Source organism: Coprococcus sp. AF38-1, from assembly GCF_003603945.1.
Lineage (GTDB): Bacteria > Bacillota > Clostridia > Lachnospirales > Lachnospiraceae > Coprococcus > Coprococcus aceti.
In genome coordinates, this window is sequence record NZ_QVGO01000002.1 from 418,074 (window position 1) to 440,687 (window position 22,614).

At 46.7% G+C, this 22,614-nt stretch carries 21 protein-coding genes; 1 reads left to right on the top strand and 20 read right to left on the bottom strand.

Translation table 11 applies throughout. The annotated features are described in order from the left end of the window. Positions 1–74: 74 nt before the first annotated feature. The 9 genes from DW025_RS04440 to DW025_RS04480 all read right to left on the bottom strand — a co-directional run bounded on the left by DW025_RS04440 (position 75) and on the right by DW025_RS04480 (position 8,117). Positions 75–1,370 (bottom strand): hypothetical protein, encoded by a 1,296-nt coding sequence (locus DW025_RS04440; RefSeq protein ID WP_119998892.1) that lies wholly within the window; start codon positions 1,368–1,370, stop codon positions 75–77. 98 nt (positions 1,371–1,468) lie between these two features. Next, entirely contained in the window at positions 1,469–1,885 is a 417-nt protein-coding gene (locus DW025_RS04445; RefSeq protein ID WP_004851714.1) for a M67 family metallopeptidase, read from the bottom strand. Between the two features lie 42 nt (positions 1,886–1,927). Beyond that, positions 1,928–2,737 (bottom strand): thiazole biosynthesis adenylyltransferase ThiF, encoded by an 810-nt coding sequence (gene thiF, locus DW025_RS04450; RefSeq protein ID WP_004851717.1) that lies wholly within the window; start codon positions 2,735–2,737, stop codon positions 1,928–1,930. Next, positions 2,737–2,946, bottom strand: coding sequence for a sulfur carrier protein ThiS (gene thiS, locus DW025_RS04455; protein WP_015534732.1), 210 nt, complete (start codon positions 2,944–2,946; stop codon positions 2,737–2,739). The genes thiF and thiS overlap by 1 nt, the downstream gene beginning before the upstream one ends. Positions 2,947–3,110: 164 nt before the next feature. Next, positions 3,111–3,428: a thioredoxin family protein gene (locus DW025_RS04460; RefSeq protein ID WP_119998894.1), complete on the bottom strand. Its 318-nt coding sequence runs from the start codon at positions 3,426–3,428 to the stop codon at positions 3,111–3,113. 237 nt (positions 3,429–3,665) lie between these two features. Further along, positions 3,666–3,911, bottom strand: a complete 246-nt coding sequence (locus tag DW025_RS04465; RefSeq protein WP_004851723.1) for a sulfurtransferase TusA family protein — start codon at positions 3,909–3,911, stop codon at positions 3,666–3,668. Continuing rightward, the gene (locus DW025_RS04470; protein WP_004851725.1) at positions 3,904–4,764 is read right to left on the bottom strand and encodes a 4Fe-4S binding protein; all 861 of its coding nucleotides are present in this window, start codon (positions 4,762–4,764) and stop codon (positions 3,904–3,906) included. The genes DW025_RS04465 and DW025_RS04470 overlap by 8 nt, the downstream gene beginning before the upstream one ends. 42 nt (positions 4,765–4,806) lie before the next feature. Further along, entirely contained in the window at positions 4,807–6,030 is a 1,224-nt protein-coding gene (locus DW025_RS04475; RefSeq protein WP_119998896.1) for an O-acetylhomoserine aminocarboxypropyltransferase/cysteine synthase family protein, read from the bottom strand. Between the two features lie 713 nt (positions 6,031–6,743). Next, positions 6,744–8,117: an MATE family efflux transporter gene (locus DW025_RS04480; RefSeq protein WP_119998898.1), complete on the bottom strand. Its 1,374-nt coding sequence runs from the start codon at positions 8,115–8,117 to the stop codon at positions 6,744–6,746. Positions 8,118–8,512: 395 nt separating this feature from the next. Here DW025_RS04480 and DW025_RS04485 point away from each other — a divergent pair, with 395 nt between their 5' ends. Further along, positions 8,513–9,451: a hypothetical protein gene (locus DW025_RS04485; protein WP_119998900.1), complete on the top strand. Its 939-nt coding sequence runs from the start codon at positions 8,513–8,515 to the stop codon at positions 9,449–9,451. A 96-nt stretch (positions 9,452–9,547) separates the two neighbouring features. Here DW025_RS04485 and DW025_RS04490 read toward each other — a convergent pair whose 3' ends face one another. The 11 genes from DW025_RS04490 to DW025_RS04540 all read right to left on the bottom strand — a co-directional run. After that, positions 9,548–11,188: a sulfate adenylyltransferase subunit 1 gene (locus DW025_RS04490; RefSeq protein ID WP_119998902.1), complete on the bottom strand. Its 1,641-nt coding sequence runs from the start codon at positions 11,186–11,188 to the stop codon at positions 9,548–9,550. 1 nt (position 11,189) lies between these two features. Further along, a complete protein-coding gene (cysD, locus tag DW025_RS04495; protein WP_015534724.1) occupies positions 11,190–12,089 on the bottom strand; it encodes a sulfate adenylyltransferase subunit CysD in 900 nt (299 codons plus the stop codon). A 23-nt stretch (positions 12,090–12,112) separates the two neighbouring features. Then, on the bottom strand, positions 12,113–12,427 hold the full coding sequence (locus tag DW025_RS04500; protein WP_118650012.1) for a 4Fe-4S dicluster domain-containing protein: 315 nt from the start codon (positions 12,425–12,427) through the stop codon (positions 12,113–12,115). Next, positions 12,408–14,186 carry an adenylyl-sulfate reductase subunit alpha gene (locus DW025_RS04505; protein ID WP_119998904.1) on the bottom strand — a complete coding sequence of 593 codons (1,779 nt, stop codon included), beginning with the start codon at positions 14,184–14,186 and terminating at the stop codon, positions 12,408–12,410. The genes DW025_RS04500 and DW025_RS04505 overlap by 20 nt, the downstream gene beginning before the upstream one ends. A 25-nt stretch (positions 14,187–14,211) precedes the next feature. Beyond that, positions 14,212–15,273 carry an ABC transporter ATP-binding protein gene (locus DW025_RS04510; protein WP_004851740.1) on the bottom strand — a complete coding sequence of 354 codons (1,062 nt, stop codon included), beginning with the start codon at positions 15,271–15,273 and terminating at the stop codon, positions 14,212–14,214. A gap of 172 nt (positions 15,274–15,445) precedes the next feature. Continuing rightward, positions 15,446–16,318, bottom strand: coding sequence for a sulfate ABC transporter permease (locus tag DW025_RS04515; protein ID WP_004851742.1), 873 nt, complete (start codon positions 16,316–16,318; stop codon positions 15,446–15,448). 110 nt (positions 16,319–16,428) lie between these two features. Then, positions 16,429–17,298 (bottom strand): sulfate ABC transporter permease subunit CysT, encoded by an 870-nt coding sequence (gene cysT, locus DW025_RS04520; protein WP_119998905.1) that lies wholly within the window; start codon positions 17,296–17,298, stop codon positions 16,429–16,431. An 18-nt stretch (positions 17,299–17,316) separates the two neighbouring features. Then, positions 17,317–18,327, bottom strand: a complete 1,011-nt coding sequence (locus DW025_RS04525) for a sulfate ABC transporter substrate-binding protein (protein WP_119998907.1) — start codon at positions 18,325–18,327, stop codon at positions 17,317–17,319. 302 nt (positions 18,328–18,629) lie between these two features. Then, positions 18,630–19,562 carry a cysteine synthase A gene (cysK, locus tag DW025_RS04530; RefSeq protein ID WP_055223423.1) on the bottom strand — a complete coding sequence of 311 codons (933 nt, stop codon included), beginning with the start codon at positions 19,560–19,562 and terminating at the stop codon, positions 18,630–18,632. A gap of 99 nt (positions 19,563–19,661) precedes the next feature. Beyond that, a complete protein-coding gene (locus DW025_RS04535) occupies positions 19,662–20,285 on the bottom strand; it encodes a GDSL-type esterase/lipase family protein (protein WP_119998909.1) in 624 nt (207 codons plus the stop codon). A gap of 220 nt (positions 20,286–20,505) precedes the next feature. After that, positions 20,506–22,614 (bottom strand): Ig-like domain-containing protein (locus tag DW025_RS04540; protein WP_119998911.1); only part of this gene is annotated, 2,109 nt, incomplete at its 5' end.

Genomic DNA, 22,614 nt, shown 5'->3' on the forward strand with positions numbered 1-22,614 from the left:
TTCCAATTATCTGACATCTGACAAGAGCCTAGTCAGCCGATGATACTGCATAACCTCAGGCAAACAAGCAGTATTCAGTTATCACATCCAGCAATCACAATACTGTCCAGCATTTTCTCAAATGCATCATACTCAAGCTGTCCTTTGAGTTTATATACCATCTTTGCGCCATCTATAGTCTTAAGCTTCGCCATCACGTCTCCGTGCTCCCTGTTGAACCTCGAAAATGCTATGTTCTTCATGATCTCGTCAACCTGCGATATGAGCCACGGCTCCATCTCTGTGATTGTCTTTGCCCTGCTTTCATTGTTCTCTCTGGAGAGTGTCCTGATATAGTCTATGTCACGCAGCACACATCCGTCCACATCTGAGACCGCAGGATCAATGTCCTTTGGCATTGCCAGATCAAGGAGCAATCTCCGCTTCGGCTGCATTTTCACAGCCTCCGCCAGCTCATCCCTGACAAATGTATAATGCGGGCTTGCTGTCGCACTGATGATGACATCCGCCCAGGCTGCCAGCTCATATCTTCTGCTGTAGTCCTCTATCCTGATCTGCTGATGTCTGTCAAATATGCTATCTGCACTGTGGTGACTTCTGCTTGTGCCTGTTATCTCTATATCTGGCGCAAGATCTGCAATATCCTTGACAACTATGCTGCCTATCTTGCCTGTGGCTCCTACGACTAGGATATGCCCGGTATTTGCCTTTTCAGCATCCACACTCTCAACTTGACTGCTGCTTACCACATCACTTCGAACATCTCTGCACGTGTTTTCAATGCCGCCATTTCTTGTAAAATTCACTGCCTCCCGTGCTGACAAGGTTCCGACGGATACCGGAAGTCTCGTAGTGTCACTCTCCGTCGCCACCGCCTTTGCCGCCGCAAGTGCTCCCTGAAATGCTATATTCAGCTCGCCGTCACAGGCTCCAAGCTTCTTTGCCACAAGATATGCGCTCTTCACCTGATGTATGATCTCCACCTCGCCGAGCACCATGGAATCCATACCACACGCCACTCTGCACAGATGTAACATACACTGGAATCCCTCATAATTCATGCTATATCTTCTTATGAGGCTGACAGGGACATCCCTATCATTAGCCAGAAGCATTTCTACCTGTTCAAGCAGGCCACCTCGCCCACCGGAAGCTTCACCGCTGCTCATTTTTCCTGTTATAACAGGCCCACATGGCTCACATTTATCCGTAAAGTATATTTCCATCCTATTGCAGGTCGACAACACGACACATCCACCCACCGCAGCCTTTAGCCGCTCGGTGAACTGTCTCTGTCCTTTTGTCGAAAATGCAAAGCTCTCCCTGACATCGGCCGGTGTATTTTTATGATTTATACTTATGCAAAACATATCTTCAGTAACTCCAAATGAAAATTTATGACAAGCCCACGTAAAGAACAAGGGCGGGTATCAAAGCCCGCCCTGTTCTTTCAAATGCCTGCTATCTATCATGATTCTATAACAAGCTCCTCTATCGTCACATTCTTTTCCTCATCTATGTTGAAGGCCTTGAGTACCGGATTGTCTATCTCCATGAGGGAGAGAATCAGATAATTCACCTTGGAATCATATGCAAGTCTCTTATCCTCCTCCGAAGGTCTGGATGGAGACTCTGGATGGGAATGAAAGTTGCCAAGAAGCTCGTATCCATTTGCACGCATATCCTTAACTGCCGCAAGCTGCTCTCTCGGGTCCATGGAAAAATGCTCGTTGCTGGCGTCAATATTTGTCAGGAGATACACCTTCCTGATGTACTTCTTGTCTCCCTCTCTGACACCGCCGATCAGACCACAGGACTCATTTGGAAGGCCTTCCTTGCAGTGTGCAAGTATCTTCTCGTAATCAGACTTTGTCATGTACAACATCTTACTTCATATCCTCCTTATTATCAACTGTAACAGGATCTTCTACTTACCGTCGCACTCCACCTGCTCGTAGTCGATGAGCTTGGTGATGGTTGGATTTGGTCCACATACAGCACAGCCACAGCCCTTCTTGTGAGGGAGCTTTACTGTGTGGAATTCCATCTTAAGTGCGTCAAATGTAAGGAGTCTTCCTGTCAGAAGATCGCCAACTCCAATGAGATACTTGATTGCCTCCATAGCCTGAAGACTTCCGATAACACCGCCCATTGCTCCGATGACTCCGGCCTGCTTACATGTAGGAACCGCATCCTTTGGAGGTGGATCCTTGAATACACATCTGTAACATGGTCCCTCATCTGGAACATATGTCATAAGCTGACCCTTGAATCTGATGATTCCTGCATGTGAAAATGGCTTCTTAGCCATAACACAGGCATCGTTGATAAGGAATTTTGCAGGGAAGTTGTCTGTTCCATCGATGATGAAATCATAGTCCTTGATGAGATCCATGATGTTCTCTGATGTAACGAACTCTCTGTATGTGATCACATTTACATCAGGGTTCATGGCGTTCATGGTCTCCTTTGCGGATTTGACCTTTGCCTTGCCCACATCTGCTGTTCCGTGAATGATCTGTCTCTGAAGATTTGACAGATCTACCTCATCGGCATCAACTATACCGATGGTTCCTACTCCGGCTGCTGCCAGGTACATAGCGGCTGGTGCTCCAAGTCCACCTGCGCCTATGATCAGCACCTTGCCATTTAACAATTTCTTCTGTCCCTTCACGCCAACTTCCTGAAGGATGATGTGACGTGAGTAACGTTCCATCTGTTCGTTTGTGAATGCCATTAGAAGCTGCCACCTCCCATGAAGTAGAGGAACTCTACTGTATCGCCGTCCTTGAGCTCTGTTGTTGCAAATGCATCTGAGTCAACAAACTCATCATTGACTGTTACTGTGACATAGTCCGGATTCTCAACGTTCTCTGACACGATGATCTGAGCTATTGTTGTCTTCTCTGCTATCTCTTTCTTCTTTCCTGCTATTGTGACTGTCATTTTTCTTTCCTCCTGACGATTCATTTGCCTGTCCGGCGTTGCCAGACTGACATAAAATGTGATTATATACTTTATAAAATTATTTATATAGTTTCATTCTAATATGCACCGGAAGTAATTGACTACAGTCAAATACTCCATCATGTCACTTTACCAATAAATTTCTACAATAATTTGCCAACTTCCTCCTCCAGCGCATTTCTCTTCACAAGGCCACGGATGCGGGAAACCTCCTCGCCTCCCTTGAAGAAGAGTATGGTTGGTGACGCCATCACTGCGTACTTCTCAGCAAGCTCTGCGTCGAAGTTTACATTTACCTTGTACACATTTACCTTATCCTCGTAGTCATCTTCTATGCCGCCAAGGATTGGTGATAGCTGCTTGCATGGTATGCAGCTGTCCGAATAGAATTCCACGATGACCGGGAGCTCCGACTGAACAACCTTCGCATCGAAGTCCTCTGCACTGACTCTTACTGCCATTCATTTTCTCCTTTCCAGCCGGATGTTTTCACTGCCTTTGTTATATATTGTCACATGTTCTGCTTAACATTACCATATCATGGGAATACGAAGTCGCCGGTACTCAGCGAGCTTGCGAGCGATAGTACCGCTGCAGACTGAGTTAAGTGGAAACGACCCATGATAGGTATGTTAAGACAGAACATGTAAGCATAGTATGAATTATTGCAGTGAAAACATCCGGCTTACCTTATCTGATCAATCCTCCAGTTTTTTAACTATAAGATCATAAGTGCCATTCTCGTTGTCGATGAGCTTCAGGATCTGCTGTCCTTCCTCCTTGAAGCTTCTTGGTACGTTCTGTACAGGCTCGCCGTCGTTCATGGTAACCGCAAGCACCTGTCCTATCTCAAGCTCCTCCATGGCTACCTTCGCCTTGACAAATGTCATCGGGCACACCACATCAGTTATATCTACTCTGTCATCGATTTCGTAATCAGCCATTGTAAGCCTCCTTTAATACTTCTTTGAATTTGTCTAAGCCCACGCGCTCCAAAGTGAACTGGAAACGCTCGCTTGGCTTTGCATTGTCTGCAAAGAACTGTATTGCCGCATCTGTAATACGGAAAAGCTGTTCCTCAGATGTAACAACCGGAAGTAACTCCTCGCCGCGGTGGATCGTATTTCCAAATAATCCTCCGAATGAGACAAGGTATCCTGTCTCGCCCTTCCATGCATCTGTAGGACATGCCTTTGCGCATCGACCGCAATAGTTACATTTGTCTGTGTCGAGGATGATCTTGCCGTCCGCCATGGTGATCGCGCCCTCACGGCACGCCTTGACGCACACGCCACACATGATGCATGATGGCTCATCCCACTCTACTACCATTGCGCCCTTGATTCCCACATCGTTCTCCTCTGCCTTCAGACAGTTGTTCTGGCATCCTGTGACACCGAACTTGAACTTGTGAGGAAGCTCCCTTGCGTAATATCTGGCATCGAGTTTCTTTGCTATGTCATAAGTGTCTATATTGCCGCTCGGACAGATCTGATTTCCCTGGCACGCTGTGACTGTTCTTACTCTTGGGCCACACACACCCGGCTTACAGCCTCCCTTTGCCAGTTCTTCCTTTACCTCTTCCACATCGTCAAGCTTGACAAATGGGATCTCGACGCTCTGTCTCGATGTGAGATGTACATGTCCATCTCCGTATTTCTCGGCAACCTCTGCTATCTTCTTGAGATTCTCTGCGGTAAGATTTCCTCCCACCACCTGAAGTCTCAGAGAAAAGTTATTCTTCTGCTTCTGTCTCATGAATCCGCCCTTTTTCAGAGCTGCGTAATCTACTGCCATATGTAGTTCCTCCAAATCATATTTACGTGTTCAACCAATTGCTTAACTTTCCAAGGCCTTCTGGAAGTCCTCGATGAGATCCTCCACATCCTCGATTCCGACACTAATACGAATCATATCATCATATACGTTGGCGTCAAGCTTCTCCTGCTCTGTGCTGTGCGCATTCAGTGTTGATTCAGGATGCACGATGAGCGTCTTTGTGTCTCCTATGTTCGACACTATCTGCGGTATTGTAAGCTTGTTCATCACCGCAAATGCCTTCTCCTTGCTGCCGACTCTGATGGTGATTATGGCACCATAACCACCGTGGAGCTGTTCATCTGCAATGTCATGCCAAGGACTGGACTTTAGTCCCGGATAATTGACCTTCACACCCTCCCGGCTCTCGAGGAACTTCGCAAGGGCAAGTGCGTTACTGCAGCACCGCTCCATTCTAAGCCCCAATGTCTCCATGCCCAGCATATTGTAAAATGCCGTCTGCGGAGCTATGCAGGCTCCTGTATTTCTAAAAAGTCCGTTTCTGAGCTTTGCTATGTAGGCGAACTTTCCGAACATCTTGTACTGCTGCAGAAGCGGATAACGCTCTGCGTCCCATTTGAAATTACCGCTGTCGGTGATGACTCCGCTTATGGCATCGCTGTTTCCATTGATGTACTTGGATGTGGAATTGATGACTATGTCCGCTCCAAGTGTCAGCGGTGTGACCAGGTATGCAGTCGCCACTGTATTGTCTATTAGGAGCGGAAGCCTGTGTGAATGTGCCAGCTCCGAAAGTGCCTTTATATCCACCACATCGAGCTTTGGATTGCCGATGGTCTCAACAAATATCACTCTGGTATTCTCATTTATCGCTGCTTCAACCGCTTCCTTATCCGATATCTCCACAAATGTCGTCTTGATCCCAAATGCCTCCAGATCGTGGAACAGATCTATCGTTCCACCGTAGAGTCCTGTGCTGGAGACTATCTCTCCGCCAGCTCCTACTATATTTAAGAGTGCATTTGTGAGTGCCGCCATTCCAGAAGAACACGCTACCGAACCTACTCCCTTTTCAAGATTCGTCATCCGCTCCTCAAATGCAACTATCGTCGGGTTGTTGATCCTCGTATAAGAATAACCCGTCGCCTTGTTGTGGAAGAGCTTCTCATGCTGCTCCGCTGAAGGCTGATAGAATGCACTGGATTGATAGATCGGTGTAAGTGTGGCGCCTGTATTCTCATCACCAAGCTTTGCGCTGTGTAATAATGCTGTGTTAAATCTCATGATCTTCTATGCCTCACTAAATAATAAATCCTATAATTCCTACGAACATGATAGGATTATAGCTCTTATACCCTACTATGTCAATAGGAATTATAAAATAAGCAATGCAGATAATAAAAAAATGCCAGTTGATGGGAGCTTGCTCACAATCAACTGGTGTTTTTTTGTTATCTATATGGCGCATGCCATTCCACGAGCTGCGTTAGCAGCGAGGGGAGCATGGCTTATTTTGTAGTGGTAGTCATCGGGAGCTTGCTCACGATCAGGAGATATTTTTTGTCTTGTATATGGCGCATGCCATTCCACGAGCCGCGTTAGCGGCGAGGGGGGGCATTGCTTATTTTGTAGTGGTAGTCATCGGGAGCTTGCTCACAATCAACTGGTGTTTTTTTGTTATCTATACGGCGCATGCCATTCCACGAGCTGCGTTAGCAGCGAGGGGAGCATGGCTTATTTTATAATTCCGTGCGGTATCCACGACGCATGCCATCCTCTAGTGTCGCCCCCTCGCCTTCGCCAGACGGCAGGTCGTCGGGGCTGATTAAATATGAACTTCGTTCATGCAGCCCCTTCAGTGGCGAGGGGAAGCATTGCTTATTTTAATTCAGATAAGCCTATTCTTATACAACATCTCTATCTTCTTAAACAACAGCAAATAAAAAACGTATGGATCACCCCCCCATTTCTCTGGCAGCTTCCCCATACGTTTTCACTCATTTCTTATTTGCAATTTTCTTATACAGCCTCTTCCTCACATAGAAATAACATACTATCTGCATAGCAAGGGTTATGATCCAGGACGCCGGATATGAGATGAACAGAACCGCCAGGGATCTGTGTCTCGGGAAAATCCAGTATATCCACACGATTCGGGTTCCCACCGTTCCTATGATCGAGAGGAGCATCGGAACTCCGGAATGTCCCATCCCACGAAGCGCCCCCGGGAACAAGTCCATAAATCCGCACAGGAAATATGTGACTGTCGTATACAGCAGAATCTCCATTCCGCACTTTATAACCGCGTCGCTGCTCGTATATATATGCAGCAGCTGCGGTCCAAAGAAATACGCTCCATTGCCCAGAACCATCATTGCCGCAAATGACAATATCAGACAGTCGATCAGAACTCTCTCCATACGTTTCCATTTGCCGACACCGTAGTTCTGGCTCGTAAAACTCATGCACGCCTGCGTTACAGCATTCACCGTCACATACAGAAATCCAAATATATTATTTGCCGCCGTGTAGCCCGCCATGGCAACCGAGCCAAATGAGTTGACTGACGACTGAAGCAGCACATTCGAAAAGTTGATGACTGTGCTCTGAATTCCCGCCGGAACTCCGACCGAAAAGATCTGCTTTACATATACCCCCTTGATGGTAAGCTTTGAAAATCTCAGCTGATAGCTCGTTTCTGACCTGCACAGGCAGCGGAGGACGAGCACGCAGGATATCAGCTGTGAGATGACTGTTCCGATTGCGACCCCCGCAACTCCAAGCTTGAAAATGATCACAAAACACAGATTAAGGCCTGTATTTGCAATTCCGGATATAACCAGAAAAAGGAGTGGTCTTTTGGTATCTCCCACCGCCCTGAGTATGGCAGCGCCGTAATTGTACAGCATGAAAAATGGCATTCCCAGGAAATATATCCTCATATATAAAGAAGAAAGTCCGATGACATCCCCCGGAGTATCCATAAGCTCAAGCGCCGGTTTTGCGCAAATCCACCCGACAAAGGCCATAATAATACCGCTGACCAGCGCCAGCGCGATCGCGGTATGTACTGTCTCTGACATTTCTTTATCTTTTCCTGCGGCATAAAGCCTTGCCGCAAGCACATTTGCCCCAAGGGATATCCCTATGAACAAATTGGTGAATACATTGATAAGTGCTGTGGTTGAACCGACCGCCGCCAGCGACTCGTTACCACTGAACTTCCCTACAACAATGATATCCACCGCATTGAACATCAGCTGCAGAATACCCGAGAGCATAAGCGGGAGCGAAAATGAGATCAGCTTATCCATGATCGTCCCGTTGCACATATCAATTTCATATTTATTTTGTTTTAATGTAGAACTCATTTCTTTCCTCACCAACTAGTAGCATATATGTTCTGATAAATCACACACAGCAATGCTTATGTTCGCTCTTCTGCCTGTACATATATTCATCAGCCCGCTTCATGGCGGTCTCCCAGTCGCAGCACCTCGTACCATTGGTGCCTAGTCCTATGAACAATTTTAACACAGAGTATGTTGGGGCACAATGGAGGATGTGAAGCAAACAAAACAAGAGCAAAACATATTCCCTCGTCTACTATACAAATAGTAAAATCACCTCCCATTTCCCCCTTATTTTTCCACTCACAGCGTCACTCTGCGCTTTATAAACGCATTTGCCAAAACCTATTGACACAGCGATTTGAATGGTCTAAAGTGTGCCTACCGGCCGGATAAAATACTAAGGAGGAACACTCTTGCCAACAACAAGAAAACTTTATGACAGCATCTTCAAGAAGATTCTCACGCTGTCCTCGAAAGCTGTGATCAACATGATTAACGGCCTGTTCAACATGTTTTACGATCCGGAAAACTCAACAGTATCTTATCACTGGACTGAAAATGTTCACGATAATCAGAATTCTATGACCACAACTCTGGCCGACACCATACTCGTAATCAACAATTCCGATGCATATCATATGGAAGCGCAGATGAAAAAGGATGATTCTATTGTATTCCGTGTATTTTCATATGGAGCGGGATATGCAGATCAGACTAAGGAGATACTGCAGGACGAAGAGGGCTGTCAGGTATATCGAATTCATTTTCCTGAACCCTGTGTGATATATCTGAGCAATGTACCAAAATCAGTACCTGATACATATTCGTTGCAGGTGGGATTCGGGCATACCCAGAACATAACCTATAACGTCCCTGTTACAAAACTCACGTCCTGCTCCGTAAAGGAAATAAACGACAGGAAAATGATCATCCTGATTCCATTCTACATTCTGAAACTCCGCGAAAAGCTGAGGAATAAGAAAGCACGTACACCAGAGAATATAGCCTCATTGAAAAGCCTCATCAAAACAGATATAATGGGTAGCATAGACAAGAACGTGGGACTTGGGAATATAACAGCTGAGGATGGAGCACAACTATACAGATTTACTCAGATGCTTTATACTCGCCTATATTCCCAGTTTGAAGAGACCGAGGAGGTTACGGATATGGTGGAACAGTCGATTATTACATTTGTGGATGTTTTTCAGGAAGAGAAAGCCAGGATGGAAAAACGTATGGCTGAGATGGATAAGGAGATTGCCGACAAAGACAAGAAGCTCGCCGACAAGGACAACGAGCTTGCCGAATTAAGGGCAGAAATAGCCAGACTTAAAGGTTCTGACAAATAAATATTTCATATTACTACTTTCTATACAAAAGCGAAGGACGAAGGCATAAAACACCTCCGTCCTTCGCTTTATTATTATATTACTACGTGATCTTTTTTAGATGTAATTTCCATCGTGAACCTGAGCCGCGTCGTATACAGACTCCTTGCGGATCTCGTCTGCTATCTCGTCTGCGTCAAGCTCGCCGTCAGCATTCCAAGCACCGCTGTAAATCTCGGCGCCTTCTACCTTGATTCCTGCGATCTGCTGCTCGCTTGCGAAGAGAAGCACGATGATTCCGGCATGATGAAGATGCTTTAATACAGCATTTACATCCTCGCGGATATCTGGAGCGTACAGATATGTATGACGTCCGTCGATGCTGAGCTTCTTCTCCACCGACTCAACGAAATCTCTTGTGACATTGCCTGCTGCAAATGGAACTATGACAGCCTTCTGTCCCTTGATTGCTGCACGCACATTTCTATCCACGCGTCCCTCATAGAGTCCGGTTTCCTCAGTGTGAACCTCCTCGACAACACCGCAGGCGCTTGTCATGTCTGTTACACGGTCGATGAGTATGAGCTCTCCAAGAGTCTTGTGCTTCTTGAACTCGTCAACCACGATCCTGTCGGCAAATGCGATCCTGCAGACTGCGATACCATTCTTTGCAAGGGTGTCCGCTGATTTCTGCTCACCTGTATTTACATCTATGGTGTAATCGATATGTGTAACTGTACCAGGGATCATTTTTGTTCCGAGCTTCACGAAGAAGTTCTTGCCATTGTACAGCTCATCGTCATCCATCCAGAGGAGTGTTGCGGTGATCGAAGATGCAACCTTTGCGCCTGAATCAACTGTGAGCACACATCCTCTTGACACATCAACCTCACGGTCAAGCTGTATTGTTACAGGCTGTCCCTTCTGTGCAGAGTCAACTGTGTCAAATCCCACATGGATGCTCTTGACCTTTGCGGTCTCGTTGCTTGGAAGTGTGTTGATCTCGTCTCCGACGTGGATCTCACCGTCCTCGATCTGACCCTGGAAACCTCTGAATGTGTGGTCAGGACGGCACACTCTCTGAACAGGCATATAGAATCCTGCCTCAGTGTTGTCCTCCGCGATGTCTATGTCCTCAAGGTATGTAAGGAGTGCAGGACCCTCATACCAAGGAATGTTCTCTGACTTCTTTGTCACGTTGTCACCCTCTGTAGCTGACACTGGGATGATAGTGATATTTGGCAGGCTGAGCTCTGATGACAGCTCATTTATCTGCTCAACTATCTCGTTGAAACGCTTCTCATCGTATCCGACAAGATCCATCTTATTTACTGCAAATACAAAGTATCTGATTCCCATCAGCGCGCAGATCCTTGCGTGTCTTCTGGTCTGCACCAGCACGCCCTGCTTTGCATCTATGAGGATGACTGCCAGGTCGGCAAATGAAGCTCCAACCGCCATGTTCCTTGTGTACTCCTCATGGCCCGGTGTATCTGCCACGATGAAGCTTCTCTTGTCTGTTGTAAAATATCTGTATGCAACGTCGATGGTGATACCCTGTTCACGCTCTGCCATCAGTCCGTCCAGAAGAAGTGAATAGTCGATGGCACCGCCACGGCTTCCTACCTTGGAATCAAGCTCCAGAGCCTTCTCCTGATCTGCATATAAAAGCTTTGAATCGTATAATATATGTCCTATAAGTGTTGACTTTCCGTCATCTACACTTCCGCATGTTATAAATTTAAGTAATCCGCTCATCTTAGAAGTATCCCTCCCTCTTTCTACGCTCCATGCTGCCTGCTGCCTCGTTGTCAATAACTCTGGTGGTTCTCTCTGAGGATACCGCACTGAGCGTCTCCTCGATGATCTCAGGGAGTGTGTCCGCTGTGGACTCCACGCCGCCTGTCAGTGGATAGCATCCGAGAGTTCTGAAACGAACACTCTTCATCTCTATCTTCTCACCAGGTCTAAGTTTCATTCTGTCATCATCGACCATGATGATATTTCCGTCACGGTATACAACAGGTCTCTCCTTTGCAAAGTACAGTGATGGGATCTCTATATTCTCACGCTCTATGTACTCCCATATATCAGCCTCAGTCCAGTTGGAAAGTGGGAATACTCTGACCTCCTCGCCCTTCTGGATCTTGGTGTTGAATAGCTTCCACATCTCCGGTCTCTGGTTCTTTGGATCCCAGGCATGCTGAGCATTTCTGAATGAGAGGATTCTCTCCTTCGCACGGGACTTCTCCTCGTCTCTACGTCCGCCGCCAAATGCTGCTGTGAAACCGTATTTGTCAAGAGCCTGCTTGAGCGCCTGTGTCTTCATGATATCTGTGTATGCTGAGCCGTGGTCAAATGGGTTGATGCCCTTCTTGACACCCTCCTCGTTGATGTACTCGATCATGTCCAGTCCATATTTCTTCGCTGTCTTGTCTCTGAACTCGATCATTTCCTTGAACTTCCATGTTGTATTTACATGTAAAAATGGAAATGGCGGCTTCTCAGGATAGAATGCCTTGAGTGCCAGATGAAGCATTACCGAGCTGTCCTTTCCTATGGAATAAAGCATAACCGGCTTCTCACACTCCGCAGCAACTTCGCGGATGATGTATATCGCCTCTGCCTCCAGTTCGTCAAGATGTGATAATGTACCCATATCTATACCAACCTTTCTTCTTTTTAATATTTATTAGCTTCCTTCTTGTCTATCACTATCTGGTCTGTGGTGCCATCCATCTTGCGGATATTCCACAGAAGCAGATCTCCTTTGTTCTCCACCGACATCCGGCTTCCCATTCCGCCGATGTCAGCTCCGAGATATAATGAGATGGCGTCAAATGCACACTCCTTGATACAGGATGAGCACCCCCAGCAATCCTTAGGGTATTTCATGAATATCTGTCCATCCTCATCTCTCTTTATGAGGGAACCCGGGCAGACATTTGCACATTTGCCGCAGTTTTTGCAAAGCTCTTTATTTATCACTATGCTCATATACATCCCCCTTTCCTTGGAACATCAGCCCATTTGAAGTCGCCTTCGGCGAGGGGCTGACGCTGCATGCCAGATTTCCTTCGGGGATCTGGCACATATTGCCTAGCTCACGATGTATCATCTTAAGCTCGCCGTCCACCATCTTTGAGTTGACAAATATCTCCCAGTCTTTGCTCTTCTCCGGGTAGTCCAGATTCTCAGCAAAGCTGTGCCATCTCGTCTCCTTCCTGTCCTTCAGGTGTGCGATTACAGAGAGTGCAACTGTGAGTCTCTCCTTCACCTCATACACAAACATGAGCTCGTGCATGTCATGGGCACTTATGTGCCATACAAGCTTCTGGAGCTGCTCTATCTTCTCCTTTGCCAGCTCAAGCTGTTTCTCGTTGAACTGGTAGTGGGTGGATATTCCTCCGGCGTAGTTGTCCATGACCTTCTGCATGGCCTCCTCTATCGCCTCGTACGTGAACATCTTCTCGTCAGTGTCGAGGAAATGGTCATACTCTTCTATCTTTCTGTCAAATGCTGTCTCCTCGTCAAGCTCAGGATCAAGGTATCCCTCGTCAAGCCGCTTTACCATGGCAATGGCTGCTATCTCTCCCTCAACCATCGCTCCGGTCACATACTTCTGTGGACATCCGCCCGCCACATCTCCGGCTGCGAACAGTCCGCGTATTGTGGACTCTCTGTCGTTGTCCACCCAGTAACCGCTCGCCGTGTGGCCGCCGACTATATAAGGCTCTGTGCCCTCTATCTCCACATTCTGCTCACTCGGATTCTTACCGGACTCAAGCCATTTGAGAGTCTGGCTCGGAGCCATGTTGAGGTATGCCCTCTTCAATGAGTCATCCTGCTCAGGGGTGATGCCCTCTGTTCTCAGGTAACATGGACCTCTTCCCTCTATATTCTCCCTCACCGTTCCGTACACTCTCTGAGACGTGGTGAGTCCGTATTTGTTCTCGTATACCTCACCGAGTGAGTTGACCTGCTTTGCGCCCACGCCCTGGGCTATGGTTCCAGTAGGTGCTATGGTGTCCTTACATCTGAGTGCTATGAATCTCATCTCAAATGTGGTCATCTCCGCTCCGGCATTTATTCCCATTGCATATCCCGCTCCGGTGTTGAACGGCGGATACCACATCTTATGCCTCGAAAATCCCGGATTGTTCGGCCTGTAAAGTCCCGCCGCACCACCTGTAGCACAGAGCACTTTCTTTGCTCTGATCTCGTAGGCTGTTTTATCCTCTATGGAGAATCCAAATGCCCCGAGGATCTGATTATTTTCAACTATATAGTCCGTGATGTTGACTCTGTTCAGTATCTGACAGTTGTCAAGCTCCTCCACCGCCTTTGCCAGCAGTGGCTTCATGTTCTCGCCATTTATCTTGATATTTCTGTTGCCCCTTGCAACATACTCTCCATTCTCATCCTTGAGGATAACCAGCCCCAGCTTCTCCATCTTGTCTGTTACACGGTTCAGCCCCTGTGACATAGAAAGCAAAAGATCTTCTCTGACGATCCCGTCAGCATCTGTCCTGCAGTAATCCACATAGTCCTCAGGCTTTCTGCCCTTCACTATGTATGCGTTGATGGCGTTCACTCCCGCCGCCAGACATCCACTTCTCTTTATATTTGCCTTCTCGGCGATGATGATGGAATAATCAGAATGCTCTCTGACAGTCAGCGCTGCATAGCAGCCCGCCGTACCACCACCGATTATCAAAATGTCCGTATGAAGTATTTTCCTGTTTGCAATACCCATATTTTCTCTCCAATCACTTTTATAATTAGATGTAGAATACATCGTTATCCTGCATTGCCTTGTTCTCCAGCAGATATGTCTGATTCTCATCAAATACATACAGCCTGTAGATGAGAACGTGGACCTGCTCCCCCGGCTTTACGACATCCTTCTCCATGGATCTCTCGGCGACGATCTCCACTCCGTTGACATCCACCGTGACGTCCAGATGGCTTCCGCGGAACAGCACATCCTTGACTATCCCCGACTCCGCCGCACTCTGGTACTGATCCAGCCTGCCGCTCTTGGATATCTTGACGAACTCCGGTCTGATGACCGCCCTGTCCGCTCCCGGCACCCTGTCAAAACCCTTGAGCTTCTCGTAGTCCTCCACAACAGTTGACCTTCCGATGAACTGTGCCACAAACGGTGTGGACGGCGTCTTGTATATCTCCATCGGCGATCCCATCTGCTCTATCTGTCCGTGGTTGGTGATGATGATCTCATCCGCAACCTCCACAGCCTCATCCTGATCGTGAGTGACAAATATGCTCGTTATGCCAAGCTTTTCAACCATCTCCTTGAGCCAGGTTCTAAGCTCCGTCCTGACCTTTGCATCTATCGCGGCAAATGGCTCGTCCAGCAGCAACACCTGTGGATTCGGTGCCAGCGCCCTGGCAAATGCCACTCTCTGCCGTTGTCCGCCTGAGAGCTGATTCGGATATCTCTTCTCCATACCTGACAGCCCTGTAAGCTCCAGAAGCTCCATAACTCTCTTCTTGATCTCCTTCTTTGGAACCTTCATGAGTTCAAGTCCAAATGCCACATTGTCAAATACCGTCATGTAACGGAACAGTGCATAATTCTGGAATACAAATCCTATTCCTCTCTTCGCAGCTGGTATATCATTTACACGCCTGCCGTCTATGTATATGTCGCCGGAATTTGGATTTTCAAGTCCGGCTATCATTCGGAGAAGTGTCGTCTTTCCGCTTCCCGACGGTCCCAGAAGCGCCACCAGCTTGCCCTTCTCCACACCAAAGCTGACATTGTTGGACGCCAGGAAATCTCCATATTTCTTATATATATTTTTCATCTCGACGTACATGTCGTCAGCCTCCTTTTTGTTCTCTTATTCTTCCGCACCTGATCTATCTCTCGAAACTCCTGCAAGCCATCCCATATGCAGACTATCTCACTTCGCTCTTATCGGATATCGCCCTTTTTCGGGTATCGCCCCCTCGCCTCCGCTCAGCGGCAGGTCGTCACGCGCATGAGAGTTATGAACTTCGTTCATAAGCGCGTTTCCTCTTCGCTCTGTACTCAAGCAGATTTCTCAGGAACAATATTATGACCGCTATGATCACCAGTATGGACGATACAGCAAATGCTGCTGTGATGGATTCCTCCGTTCCCGACATGTACAGCGCATCGATCTCTAGTGGAAGTGTAAATGTCCCGCCCCTTGTCTTGGACAGTGCATTTACCGCACCGAACTCGCCGAGTGCTCTGGCGGTACAGAGAATTATTCCGTATATGAGTCCCCATTTCATCTGGGGAAGTGTTATCCTTCTGAATATCGTGAAGCCCTTCGCCCCCATGAGCGCCGCTGCCTCCTCCTCATCCTTGCCCTGGGCGTTCAGCACCGGGATAAGCTCCCTCGACACAAATGGGAATGTCACGAATATGGTAGCAAGCACAACGCCCGGAACTGCAAATGTTATCCTGATGTTTGTCCCCAGCATATCATTGATCCACCTGATCGCCGGATACGTCCATCCAAGTCTTCCAAATGTCATGAGGTAGGCAAGACCTACGATGACAGGTGATATGGAAAACGGAATGTCTATCAGTGTCGCCAGAACCTGCTTGCCTTTGAAGGAGAACTTCGTAAGCAGCCATGCCGCACATATTCCGAAAAATGTGTTTACCACCACAGCTATGACTGTGGCAATAAGTGTGACACCAAGTGCACTTATCACATACTCTGTTGTGATCGACTGAAGGTAGAACTTAAAGCCCTCCTTCAGCGCACTTGTTATCACCGATATAAGTGGAACAACAAGCATGAGCACTATGAAAAGCACCGTCACGGTTATCAGTATTATCTTTGTCCTGCGCTTGCCGCGCTGCAGCTTTTCCTGCTCGCTCATTTTCCGTGTCTCCTCCTTATTGAGCAGACGCATTAAAATGCGCTTCGCGCGGCGTCTGCGTGCTTCACAAGGATTCCTCCCGCTTAACGCGGGCCCCTCCTTATGAAAAGTTATAATAAATTTGTTCTTCTGGACTGCTTCAGCTGTACTATGTTGATCGCAAATAACAATACAAATGATATGACCAGCATCACCAGTGCTATCGCTGTTGCGCTGGCATAGTCTATGTAGCTGAGCTTCTGCATGATCACGTATGATATGACCTGTGTCTGCTCCTTCGCGCTGTTGCCTGATATGTAGATGACGCTTCCGTACTCTCCGATTCCTCTGGCAAATGCTAATCCGAATCCGGTCAGCAGTGCCGGTCTGAGCTCTGGAAGTATGACCTTGAAGAATGTTCTTCTCGGTGTGGCTCCCAGCATGTAGGCCGCCTCCTCGTACTGGTTGTCCATCTTCTCAAGTATCGGCTGCACCGCCCTTATGACAAATGGTATCCCCACAAATACAAGGGCGATGGTAAGTCCGATCTTTGTGTATGCAACATCTATTCCAAGAGCCGCAAGCGGCTTTCCAAGGAATCCATCCTCACTGTAAAGTCTCGACAGTGTGATACCGGCAACCGCCGTTGGCAGACAGAACGGAAGCTCTATGAATCCGTCCAGTATCTTCTTGCCGGGAAAATCGTATTTGACCAGTGTCCACGCTATTATCAGACCAAACACCGTGTTGACTATCGCCGCTATGAACGAACAGCCGATGCTGGTCTTAAATGCATTCAGCACGTTCTTCTTCAGAAGCAGATGCCAGAATTCACCCGGCGAAAGCTTCAGCGATGACACCAGCACCGATGCCAACGGGATCAGAACTATCAGCGACAGCATGGCAATGACTATTCCAAGCGTCAGATGATATCCCGGGATAACTCTGGTCTTCTTTGCGTTATTAAGTTTATCCTTCTTGCCATTTTCCTCTGCTGCCATCTCGTCTTCCAATCCATTTTAATAATCGTAAATTTCATCAAACTTTGCTCCGTCGTCGAAGAAATCCTCATAGGCTTTGTTCCAGCCTCCGAAATCATCTATGGTCCACTGCTTGATGTCCAGATCAAATACGTCTGCATACTCTGCAAGTATCTTCTCATTTGTCGGGCGATAGCCGCTCTCAGCCTCAAGCCTCTGAGCGTCATCGCTGTACAGGTACTTCAGATACTCTGTGCTGACCTCCTCTGTTCCACCCAGCTTTGCGTTGTCATCGACAACCGCCACACTCGGCTGAGCCAGTATACTCACCGACGGATTAACTATCTCGTAATCCTCCGGATATTCCTTCAGGGTTGCTATCGCCTCATTCTCCCAGGCAATCAGTACATCACCCTTGCCATTCTCCACAAATGTGGTCGTCGAACCTCTGGCTCCCGAATCCATGACCGACACATTCTGATAAAGCTTCTTCATAAACTGCCATATATCAGCTTCATCGCTGTATGTAGTTCTGGCATAGGCAAGAGCCGCAAGGAAATTCCAACAGGCTCCGCCGCTGCTCTTCGGATCAGGTGTTATGACTTCCACATCGTCCTTCACCAGATCGTTCCAGTCCTTTATATCCTTAGCATTTCCCTTTCTCACCAGGAACACGATAGTGGATGTGTAGGGTGCTGAATCCTTGTCAAATTCATCTATCCAGCCCTTATCTATCAGACCATTTGCCGATATGAGGTCAATGTCATGCTCAAGTGCCAGTGTGACAACATCCGCATTACAGCCCTCCACAACCGACCTCGCCTGTGAGCCGGAGCCTCCATGAGACTGGATGACCTTGATGTCCTGTCCGTACTGCTCCTTGTAATACCGTTCGAACATGTCATTGTATCGCTCATACAGCTCCCTCGTCGGGTCATACGAAACATTTGTAATTGTGATAACATCGTCCTTCTTCCCGCCACAGCCGGCCGCGCCTATCGCAAGCACCGCCGCCATGGACAGAAGCAATACTCTTTTCCCAAGTCTCATATCTTTTCTCTTTCTCATAAATAGGTCAATTCATCCAATGAGCAATAATTGCTGCAACGATATTAACTTCTGCTATACAGTTTTGACATCATCCAAGGAGGGACATACGAAGTCGCCGGTCCTTAAAGTAATAGTCAACTCCCCGCTTTGCGGGTCGCCTCTATTACTTGCAACAGCCAACTCTCCCACTTCGTGGGTCCCTCTCTATTGCATTCGCTGCAGACTGAGTCGAGCGAAAGCGCTCCCGACTGGATATGTCAAATACTGTATACAGTTCACAACCTCCAGGCAATTATTGCGGTCTACAGGTTAAACAGTGATGTTGAGAGGTATCTCTCTCCTGTATCCGGGAAGAGAACCACGATGGTCTTGCCCTCATACTCAGGTCTCTTTGCAAGCTCAGTTGCCGCATATAGTGCCGCACCTGCGGATATTCCAACCAATACACCATCTGTCTTTGCTATTTTTCTCGCTGTGTCAAATGCGTCATCGTTCTGGATCCTGATGATCTCGTCCACGATGCTCAGATCCATGACGCCAGGTATAAATCCGGCTCCGATTCCCTGGATCTTGTGTGGGCCGGGTGCTCCGCCTGAGAGAACCGGTGAATCAGCAGGCTCAACTGCAATCAGCTTGACATTTGGATTGTGCTCCTTGAGTCCGCTTCCTGTTCCTGTAGCTGTTCCGCCTGTTCCTACTGCTGATACAAATGCATCAACCTTTCCGTCTGTATCTCTCCAGATCTCCTCCGCCGTTGTCTTCTTGTGGATAGCAGGATTTGCCTTGTTCTCAAACTGCTGTGGGATGAATGCATTGCCGTACTGCTCTTTGAGCTCATTTGCCTTGGCGATGGCTCCCTTCATTCCCTCTCTGCCCGGTGTTAACACGATCTCAGCACCGAGAGCTGACACGATCTTTCTACGCTCAACGCTCATGGTGTCCGGCATTGTAAGTATCAGGTGAAGGCCCTTTGCTGCTGATACAAATGCAAGTCCGATTCCTGTATTGCCTGATGTAGGCTCGATGATGACTGTCTCCTGATTGATGAGGCCATCCTTTATTCCCTGCTCGATCATGGCTGCTGCCACACGATCCTTCACTGAGCCAAGCGGGTTGAAATACTCAAGCTTTGCAACGATGTGTGCCTTGAGTCCAAGCTCCTTCTCATAATTTGTGAGCTCCAGAAGTGGAGTATTTCCTATAAGTTCTGTTAACTGTGATGCTATCTTTGCCATGATTTTGTTTCCTTTCTTTTTTTACTTTTTTGAAGTCTCTATGTTCTTTCTTGATTCTTTACTATCTTTATATACTGTACATTATTTTCTATATAATTCTTAACAGGCCATCTGATAAATCTTTTCCTCTATTGCTCCTGCCAGTGCTGCATGGCCCTCAGGATTCATGTGTTCCTGATCTGCCTCGCTGCTGTCCGCCACGGATGATGCCGCCAGGAATTCCACACCAAACTCATCGGCTATCTTCCTGTACACATCTGTGAGTTTTCTTGACACCTCAACGGATTCCGGTGAGAACTCAGGATCAAATTCATCCTTCCACACCTGCTCGCCTAAGTGTATCGGCGATACGAGAAGTATCCTGCTGTCTGCTGAATACTGCCTCGCCTGAATGAGCAGTCTCCGTATTCCCTTGCCTATCACATCCGGTGATGCCGAGAACACCGTCTTACAGTCATTTGTTCCAAGCATGATTACTATATTCTCCGGTTTGTGTGTCTCCAGCAGAGTTGGGAACAGCGACACGCCCTTTCTTCCCTGTCTCAGTGGATCCTCGAACACCGTTGTTCTTCCACAGAGGCCTTCCTCTATGATCCTTATATCTTTATTTGCCAGCTTCTGCTGCAATATACTGGTCCATCTGATTCCCCAGGGAAATCTCTCCCCATTCTCAGGATTGTATCCCCATGTATTGGAATCTCCAAAGCACAACACCTGTTGCATGTGTCCACCTCCTGTCTATTGAACCTCGCTCTGTTCAATGGATTTCATCATCAATCCACATATATCCTATCTGATATATAGTAATTATCTATCAACATGTTGGAGTATACAACTTATTTCCTACTATGTCAATAGGGATTATGTGCTTTTATTGTTTAAAAAAAGAGTGAAGATGTAAAAAATATCATCTCCACTCCTTTATAAAGCACATATCCAGCCGTTAATCCTCTGCATTAGGATCACAATCTCTTACATACACATCAACCGAACTACCGCTTACTTTTATGTAATATGACTTTCCAGCTTCACAGTTATAGCTCATGTAAAAATCTTTTTTATTTGTTGTCTTGCTATGCTCTGCATCGTCCACTTCCATGAGCAGATTTTTGTTCTCATCATATAAGTATCCCTTTGGATCACCGTATGAAACAGAATAAAAATAATATGTTCCTGTTTTCTTTGGCACATACCTGTAATACATTCCAACTTCTGCATATACATCGTTAAAATTGCCAAAGTCAATAGCAAATTCATTCACATCCGCAGTTAACGTGGTCGTCTTACTGGTCACTTTTGCTGATATCACACCACGCTTACCTGAACCTTCCGCTGTCAGCTCATATGTTCCAGGAACAAGATACACATATCCGTTCCAGCCACATATTCTACCATATTCATCTGTCCATCTGCCCAGATCGTCAACCGTGCACCTTTCATTGTTAGATTTGACCGCAATCTTTGTTACATCCGCCGCAAGATCCACTTTATTCTCCCCAACGCCAAATGTACGATTGCCGATATAAGTCACATCGTCCCCAATTTTAATTTTCACATCATATGTTCCAGGAATAATTGACATATAATATTGTCCATTACGATCTACTGTAGCAAATTCACTGTTAAGTTCGTATTGGACTGAATTATCTTTGTTTATGATAATAACACTTGCCCCATCCAGTATATTGCCATTTTTATCTCTGACATACCCCATAAGAGTTGATCCAAGTATAGTTTTTATCACACAACCAACTATGGTACTTATTTTTTCGTTGTTGGCATCTGTTATTTTTACTTTGAGATTATATGTACCTTCTTCTTCTAATTTACCGGTTATTTTTCCTTTTGAATCAATGCTGAGATTATAACTTTCTCCGACAAAACTGTATGTATAACTTCCGGAACCGCCAGCCACAGCTGCAATACTATTGTTGATCCTACAGATATGGCTGTTACGTCCCATAATTTTAAATACTGGTTCATAATTTCCTGCAATCGTTGTCTGGCTGTATATATTCCATGAAATTTCATAAGTGTCCACATTTCCCAGTTCATCGACTGCTTTAACAGTTGTCACAGTCGTTCCCGCCTTAGTCGGTTTTCCACTGAAATAAACCTTATTGGCATCTCCTGGATCCACCTTGTATTTCACGCCGGCAGGGAGGCCCACTACATTGATCACACATATGCCCTTATAACCTTCAATGCTATTTACATCCAGAGTCTTATTCATACCAACATTCTGCTCACACTTATAGGATACATAAATCGTTCTATTATTCACGTCTCCAGAATAATATGTCTCAATTTTAGAATTACCTGTACCCGTAAGTCCCTTTATATATATGCAGATTCTTGCCTTTCTTGACAATGTATAGCCTCTTCTCAGTGCAATCGTATAGTTCTTATTGTCTTTTGTTGTAACACTGTCAAATGGAATATTGTAATTATAATTACCATTCATCACTGTACTCGCCTTGATTGAAAAACTTGAGGACGTCAGTTTCTGTTCAGATGACAGCGTAAGTTTAACTGTACGAGGGTTACTCATCATTGCCGATACAATTGTGACTGGTTTTTCGACCGTTATTTTGTACGAAGCCTTCTTGCCGGTGCCATCTGTAGCCTTCGCTGTTATCACCGCTGTTCCTGTAGCAGCTGCATATACATTTCCTGCAGAATTTACCACTGCTACCTTATCATTTGAAGAACTCCATGCACATTTTTTATTTGTTGCATCTGCCGGCTTTATCACCGGGCTTAGCTGCATCGTTCTGCCAACATACATCTTTCCATTTGTTTTGCTGAAACTTATCGATGATACTGAGGCCCTTACAGTCACCCTGCAGATCGCTTTCTTTCCTGAACCATCAGCAGCAATCGCTGTGATCGTCGCTCTACCGCCTCTTACTGCTGTGACCCTGCCTGATACGCTTACCTTTGCGATCTTGGAATTGCTGCTTTTCCAGATAACCTTCTTATTGCTGGTTGTGTTAGGACCTACTGTCGCCTTTATCACTGCCGACCTGCCCTTCTTGATCGTCAGCGCAGA